The organism is Acidiphilium sp. 34-64-41, from assembly GCF_002282635.1.
In the GTDB taxonomy this organism is placed as follows: domain Bacteria; phylum Pseudomonadota; class Alphaproteobacteria; order Acetobacterales; family Acetobacteraceae; genus Acidiphilium; species Acidiphilium rubrum.
Window position 1 is genome coordinate 53,235 of the sequence record NZ_NCJX01000029.1, and the last position, 6,823, is coordinate 60,057.

Sequence of the window (6,823 nt, forward strand, 5' to 3'; positions counted from 1 at the left end):
TTCCAGCGTAGAACGCGGCGAATTGATGAGGATGTCTGACATGATTGATGAAGCCGCAATTCGCGCCCGGATCGGACAATTTCGGGCAGCCGACCGCGCCGTGGTGCCGCCGGCGATGATCGACAGCGTCGCGGTGCGCGATGGGCTGGTGCAGGTGGCGCTGGCGGTGACGAGGGCGGAGGCACCGCGGCTGGAGCCGCTGCGGCTGGCGCTGGAGCAGAGCCTTGCGGCGGTGGAGGGCGTGCGGAACGCGACGGTGATGCTGACCGGGCCGCGCAGCGCGGCGGCGCCGGCCGAGCCGGCGGCAGCTGGGCTGTTGAGCCAGGTGAAATCGATCATTGCCGTGGCATCGGGCAAGGGCGGCGTTGGTAAATCGACCGTTGCGGTCAATCTGGCGGTGTCGCTGGCGGCCAAGGGGCTGAGCGTCGGGCTGCTGGATGCGGACATTTATGGGCCGTCGTTGCCGCGCATGTTGGGCACCAAAGGCAAGCCCGACATGGTGGGCAGCAAGCTGGTGCCGGTGGAGGCGTGGGGGCTGAAGGCGATTTCGATCGGGCATGTGGTGGCCGAGGAAACCGCGATGGTGTGGCGCGGGCCGATGGTGCTGAATGCGCTGATGCAGCTGATGACGCAGGTGGAGTGGCCGGCGCTCGATGTCATGGTGATCGATCTGCCGCCGGGTACCGGGGATATTCAGCTTACATTGGCGCAGCGGTTGAAGCTGACCGGAGCGGTGGTGGTTTCGACGCCGCAGGATATCGCGCTGCTCGACGCGCGGCGCGGGGTTTCGATGTTCCAGCAGGTGCGGGTGCCGGTGCTGGGCATTGTGGAGAACATGAGTTTTTTCTGCTGCCCGAACTGCGGCACGCGGACCGAGATTTTCGGCCATGGCGGGGCGCGCGCGGAAGCGGCGCGGATCGGTGTGCCGTTTCTGGGCGAGGTGCCGTTGCTGCCGGCGATCCGCGAAACATCGGACGCGGGCACGCCGATTGCGGTGAGCGCGCCGGGCAGCGAGGCGGCGCGTGCGTTCATGGCGGTGGCCGAGGCCGTGATGGCGCAGATGGGCGGTGAGCGGACGGCTGGGCCGCGCATCGTGATCGAATGAGGCGATGGCGGCGATCGGGTTTTATCATCTGACCCGGACCGATGTGGCGGCCGCCCTGCCCGCTCTGCTGGGCCGCACCCTCGCGGCCGGGCAACGGGCGGTGGTGCGGGCGACCGATGCCGGCTTGATCGAGGCGCTCGATGCATCGCTGTGGCTTTCGGCCAACCCGGATTGGTTGCCGCACGGCACGGCGGCGAGCGGGTTTGGCGCGGATCAGCCGATCTGGCTGACTACCGGCGCGGATGTGCCGAACGGGGCGCGGTTTTTGTTTCTGATCGATGGTGCGGCGGCGGAGCTGGCGGGGTTCGAGCGGGTGTTCGATCTGTTCGACGGCAATGATGCGGCGGCGGTGGCGGCGGCGCGGGTGCGCTGGGGGTCAGCGAAGGCGGCGGGGCATGAGTTGACCTACTGGCAGCAGACGGATCGGGGCTGGTCGCGGAAAAATTAGGCGGATCTTAAACATTTTGGGTGATCATCGCGGCAGACGACCAAGAGGGTCTTATGTCGGTGGTGGAAGCTGAAGCGTTGTTCGATACCGGGAATCGCCACGATGAGCGTGGCGCGTTCGATGCTGCGGTGGCGGCGTTTGATGCTTGTGCGGCGCTGGTGCCGGACAATACCGCGGTGCTGGTGAACCTGGCCAATACGCTGGTGAAGGCGGAACGGTTTGGCGAGGCTGCTGCGGCGTATCGGCGATATCTCGCGCTGGTGCCCGGCGATGTCGACCGGTGGTTCGCGTTGGGTAATGCGCTGCGTCAGGCGGGATCGTTGATCGAGGCGGTGGGTGCTTACGTGCAATGCCTGCGCCTCGCACCGTCGTTCGGGCCTTGCCATGTCAATCTGGCGGGTAGTTTGCGGGCGCTGGGGGTGTTGGATCAGGCGCAGATCATGGCGGAGGCGGCGGTCGAGTTGATGCCGCGCGATGTGGACGCGCTCGCCTGCCTGGCGGGGCTGCTTTATGATCAGGGCGCGTTCGAGGCCGCGGTGGGGTGGTATGGCCAGGCGCTGGCGGTGGCACCCGGACATGCCGGGGTGTTGAGCAGCCTCGCGAACGCGTTGCAGGGGGCCGGGCGGCTGGATGCGGCGCTGGTGGTGCATGAGCGGGCTTATGCGACGGCGCCGGATCAGGCGGATTATCGGTACAACCGGGCGCTCAGCCTGCTGGCGGCAGGGGATTACGAACGCGGCTGGGCAGAGCATGAGTGGCGGCTGCGGCGGACGCGGATGATGAACGCCGCGATCGACCGGGGTGAGGCGTGGGATGGCGGCAGCCTGGCCGGGCGGACGATTTTGCTGCACGCGGAACAGGGGTTCGGCGACACCATTCAGTTCGTGCGCTACGCGCCGATGGTGGCGCGGTTGGGCGCGCGGGTGGTGCTGGAGGTGCCGGCGCCGCTGGTTCGGCTGATGGGGTCGGTGGCTGGGGTTGCGCAGGTGGTGCCGCGGGGTGAGGCCGCGCCGGCGTATGACACGCATTGCGCGCTGATGAGCCTGCCGTGGCGGTTCGGGACAGTGATGGCGACGATTCCGGCGGCGATCCCGTATCTTGCGGCGGATGGTCGGGCGGTGGCTGATGCGGTGATTGGGCCGCTGGCGGGGCGGCCGGAAGATCGGCGGCCGTTGGTCGGGCTGGTGTGGGCGGGTGGTACGCATCTGGACGATATGGATTCGCATCTGATCGATCGGCGGCGCTCGATTCCGGCGGCGGCTTTGGCACCGTTGGGCGCGGTCGATCGTGTGCGGTTCGTCAGTTTGCAGAAACCGGCGGCGATGATGCCGGGCTTCGACATGATCGATCCGATGCCGTGGGTCGAGGATTTTGCGGATACTGCCGCGGTGATCGCGCAGCTCGATCTGGTGGTCGCGGTGGATACCGCCGTGGCGCATCTGGCCGGGGCGATGGGCAAGCCGGTGTGGCTGCTGTCACGCTATGATGGTTGCTGGCGCTGGGGTGACCGGCAGAGCGACACACCCTGGTATCCGCAGATGCGGATTTTCCGCCAGGCGGCACCGCTGGATTGGGACGGGGTGATCGGCGCCGTGGTCACCGCCCTCAGCGGCTGGGCGGTGAGCGGCGGGAGCGGGGGTTAATGCGGCAGATTATGCGCGGGCGCGTCCGGTGGTTTTGTTCAAAGCTGATTGGACTTCGCTGGCGTCGCGGCTTTGGGCGATCGCAACCAGCCGATCAGGCCGGGGGCTGCGAGGATCAGACCCAGCCCGTTCCAGATCAGAAACTCGGTATTCAGCAAGCCGGAGATCAGGATACTCGCGAGCGCACCGGCGGCGATTGCGGCGCTGGGCAGCCAGTCGCGCCAGTCGCGCACGGCTGGAAGATCCCGCGTTGCGAGCCGCCAGAGCGCGACCACCACGGGTACCGCGAAAATCGCGAACGGTGCGTCGCGGTAGCGTGGGTCGAACACCAGGAAGGCCTGCACGATCGCCGCGGTGAACAGGAATCCGAACCAGACATGATCGAACCGCCGCGCCGCCGCCGTGCGCCAGGGAAAGCGTCCGGCCAGCGTGCCGCGCAGCAACCCGATGGTTTCGGCACCGGCAGCTGCCGGCAGCGCGGCCCCGATCACGGCGCGCCGCACCGCGAACCAGGCGAGCGCAGCCTGCGCGGGCAGGTTTACCAACGCGCAGACGATCAAAGCATCGTCATAGAGGACATGCCAGGTGATTGCGCCGGCGTATGCCAGCGCGTTGCCGAGCCCGAACGCGAGCGCGATGGCGCCGAATTTCGACGCCCTGCCGATGATTGCGAGCCCGGCCGCCAGGATGATCGCGATCCCGGCGTAGAGCGGCCAATGCGGCATTTCGATCACCGGGCCGGTGAGCGGGAATTTTGGCGCGCGTTCGGCGTTCCAGATGCCCCAGTTCGCGCCGGCAATGCCTTCGTCGTGGTATTTCCAGTTCTGGTCGAAGGCTTCGATCAGATTGTAATCGACGTGATCACGGTCTGCCAACGTCACGAATTTGCGCAGAAACACCGCCTCGTTGACGCGCGATGGCGCTGCATCACCGCGCCAGCGGCCGCGGCTCGGCCAGCCGGTTTCGCCCACCGAAATCCGCTTGCCCGGGAACAGTGCTTCGGTTTTTGCGATGGTGCGGCCGATCCGGGCGATGGCGTCATCGACATTGACCGGCCGGTTCTGCCAATAGGGCAGCAGGTGGATCATCACGATATCCACGTGCTTGGCCACTTGCGGAAACTCGAACCAGAAGCTCGCGACATCCGCATAGGCGACCGGCTGTTTCACCCGCGCCTTCACATAGTCGATATCCTTGATCAGATCGGCCGGCGACAGATCCCGCCGCAGCAACACCTCGTTGCCGACCACCACCCTGGTATCGGTGTGCGGATGCGCGTTCGCCTGCGCGATGCCGGCCGCCATTTCGCGCGCATTGTCCCCTCGAGCGAGGAATATGTCCTGATCCCGTCCGCATGGCGCACCACCAGCTTCAAATCCTGCGCCACTTGCGACGCGGTGGGAAAGCTTTTGGTCAAGGGCGATTGCCAGGCGCGGAACGGCGCGTAAGACACCGAATGAAACCGCGCATCCGGCATCGAAACGCCGGCCGCCTGCGGCCGGTTGGGCCAGTACCAACCAGCCAGCGTCAGCAGGCCGAAAATAAACACCAGATAAGGTCTTGCCGATCGCATCGGGCGCAGGCTTACAGGAGCGGCGGCACGGCGAACAGAGCTTGGCATCAACCCGCTGCGGGATCGTCTTCCCGGCCGACAAACAGTATGGCGCCGGTGGTATCCGCGCGGATCACGTACAGAAACGGATGATCGGCGTTAAATATGATCGGTGGCGGCCCATAGGGATTCGACGCCGAAGCGGAAGCTGCCTCCATCCCGGTCGCTGCCATTGCTTTCGTGCCTTTTTCGTCGACGGTAATCGCCGCCCGCTGGACGACATCATCGAGCACCAAGGGAGCGTTTCGGTCAGCGGCTATGCCGGTGAAATTGGCTCCAGGTGAAAAAGCGGCCGGCATGCCAAGTGATTTCAGGACATTGGCCAGTCGGAACTGGCTGTGCGCGGCGAAACGCGGCATCGTCACGACGACCGACGGGGAATTGGAGGAGATTTCATTCTGCATCTTTAACCAGCGATCGAGCTCCGCAGCACTGAGTCCGGCCTCGATACGGTCCAGAGCGGATGCGTGATTCGGCAGGATGATGATCATCGATGCCGGGCCATCATAGTCGAGCCGCAGGATTTTTACGCCGTCGGCCTGGGCGATCGGCAGTGTGAAGGTCTGGTGCATCATCGGCACCATGACTGACCGCGACCCCGCCAGATAGAACGGTCCTGACTTGGTCAGATTTTTATCGAAAATCTCCTCGAGACTCCAACGGGCCCGGAAATAGACCCCGTTGGTCAAAATCATGCGGGTCCGTGGTGATAGCGTGTCCGGATCGATCAAATGATCGAGCCGCCCGGCAGTCGCCCGTTTGACCCATTGGTTGATCCGGGCGGCCGCATCCGTCGGTTGACCGAAATCCACCCGATCGACCCTCCCGGCGAAATCCTGCCTTACCGCCGCGATGTAGCGCGGCTCGATCGGGTCATGCGCGGAGGTCCAGACCGCGTTGGCGGCATGGAAATGAAAATCCATTGGCTGCTGCCCGCCAAACATATCGGCCTGCGCAAAATCATGGCCGAACCACGATTGCAATCGGGGTCCGACGCTGCCGCTGTCGATCCTGTTGAGATGCAGCACACTGGCGATCTGCGCCGCGGTATTTGCGCGGGCACCCAGATAAGCCATCCCGATGGCTGAATAGAGGCTGTAGGGTGAGAAAAATAAATTGCCTCGATGGTGGCGCAACTGAGCAAACACGTCGAATGCAAAGTGGGTCTCGGCGCGAACAAGCGGAGGAACCGGCTTCGGCGCGGCCTGCGCGGGAACCGCTACGGCAATCAGGCATGCGGCGGCGACCGCTGCCATCATGGGTATCAATGTCAAAGACGCCTCCGCTGTTACGGCTCAGTGTGAAAGGATTGATCCCATATCGTGATAAGACCGTCCACGCTGAGCCCAGGAACACGCACAATGTCCGCCGATGGACTGACCGATGCCGCCATTCGAACCATCCTGACCACCACACGCCGCATCGCCCTGGTCGGCGCCTCGGCCAATCCGGCACGGCCGTCGAACGAAGTGCTGCACAGCCTGCTCGCGCGCGGCTACGACGTCACGCCGGTCAACCCCGGCCTCGCCGGCCAGACACTGCACGGCCGCATCGTCGTCGCCTCACTCGACGCCGCAGCCCCGCTCGATATGGTCGATCTGTTCCGCGCATCCGATAAAGTCTTGCCCGCCGTGCAAGACGCCATCCGCCTCGGCGCCCGAACCATCTGGATGCAACTCGGTGTGATCAACCACAAAGCCGCCACCCTCGCCCGAAACGCAGAACTGACAATCGTGATGAACCGCTGCCCGCTGATCGAAATCGCCCGGCTCGGGATCGTGGAGAGGTGAGGGAGAGTAAGCAAGGCGGGGGGCTTTGCCCCCTCGACCCCCACTAAGGGCTTAGCCCTTAGAACCCGCTAGTTTTAGGCAAGGGGAGGGCGCCACGGGCCAGTTCGACGGAACCACCGAGGCAGCGTGCGTATTCCGTTGATCGCGATCATCCATTCCGGTCGATCGCGATCACTGATTCCGGTGATCTCGATCATGATGTTCACCATGCCTGAGGCTGGCGTG

Annotated in this window: 6 protein-coding genes; 4 read left to right on the forward strand and 2 right to left on the reverse strand. The window is 65.0% G+C overall.

The features are described from left to right. Positions 1-31: 31 nt before the first annotated feature. The 3 genes from B7X49_RS08295 to B7X49_RS08305 all read left to right on the forward strand — a co-directional run bounded on the left by B7X49_RS08295 (position 32) and on the right by B7X49_RS08305 (position 3,196). Positions 32-1,105, forward strand: coding sequence for a P-loop NTPase (locus B7X49_RS08295; protein ID WP_408735592.1), 1,074 nt, complete (start codon positions 32-34; stop codon positions 1,103-1,105). Between the two features lie 4 nt (positions 1,106-1,109). Beyond that, positions 1,110-1,553, forward strand: coding sequence for a DNA polymerase III subunit chi (locus B7X49_RS08300; RefSeq protein ID WP_029313553.1), 444 nt, complete (start codon positions 1,110-1,112; stop codon positions 1,551-1,553). Between the two features lie 62 nt (positions 1,554-1,615). After that, complete coding sequence (locus tag B7X49_RS08305; protein WP_286838965.1) at positions 1,616-3,196, forward strand: tetratricopeptide repeat protein; 1,581 nt, start codon at positions 1,616-1,618, stop codon at positions 3,194-3,196. Positions 3,197-3,234: 38 nt separating this feature from the next. On the opposite strand, the gene B7X49_RS08310 is transcribed toward B7X49_RS08305, so the two are convergent. After that, positions 3,235-4,500 carry a glycosyl hydrolase family 17 protein gene (locus tag B7X49_RS08310; protein ID WP_286838967.1) on the reverse strand — a complete coding sequence of 422 codons (1,266 nt, stop codon included), beginning with the start codon at positions 4,498-4,500 and terminating at the stop codon, positions 3,235-3,237. 316 nt (positions 4,501-4,816) lie between these two features. Continuing rightward, positions 4,817-6,067, reverse strand: coding sequence for a serpin family protein (locus B7X49_RS08315; protein WP_286838968.1), 1,251 nt, complete (start codon positions 6,065-6,067; stop codon positions 4,817-4,819). 102 nt (positions 6,068-6,169) lie between these two features. Here B7X49_RS08315 and B7X49_RS08320 point away from each other — a divergent pair, with 102 nt between their 5' ends. Continuing rightward, positions 6,170-6,598 (forward strand): CoA-binding protein, encoded by a 429-nt coding sequence (locus tag B7X49_RS08320; RefSeq protein WP_286703269.1) that lies wholly within the window; start codon positions 6,170-6,172, stop codon positions 6,596-6,598. Positions 6,599-6,823: the final 225 nt, after the last annotated feature.

What these genes read in the sequence shown, in the direction of transcription:
- B7X49_RS08295 (WP_408735592.1), top strand. Translation starts at nt 32, where the DNA reads ATGTCTGACATGATTGATGAAGCCGCAATTCGCGCCCGGATCGGACAA.
- B7X49_RS08300 (WP_029313553.1), top strand. Translation starts at nt 1,110, where the DNA reads ATGGCGGCGATCGGGTTTTATCATCTGACCCGGACCGATGTGGCGGCC.
- B7X49_RS08310 (WP_286838967.1), bottom strand. Translation starts at nt 4,500, where the DNA reads ATGGCGGCCGGCATCGCGCAGGCGAACGCGCATCCGCACACCGATACC.
- B7X49_RS08315 (WP_286838968.1), bottom strand. Translation starts at nt 6,067, where the DNA reads ATGATGGCAGCGGTCGCCGCCGCATGCCTGATTGCCGTAGCGGTTCCC.
- B7X49_RS08320 (WP_286703269.1), top strand. Translation starts at nt 6,170, where the DNA reads ATGTCCGCCGATGGACTGACCGATGCCGCCATTCGAACCATCCTGACC.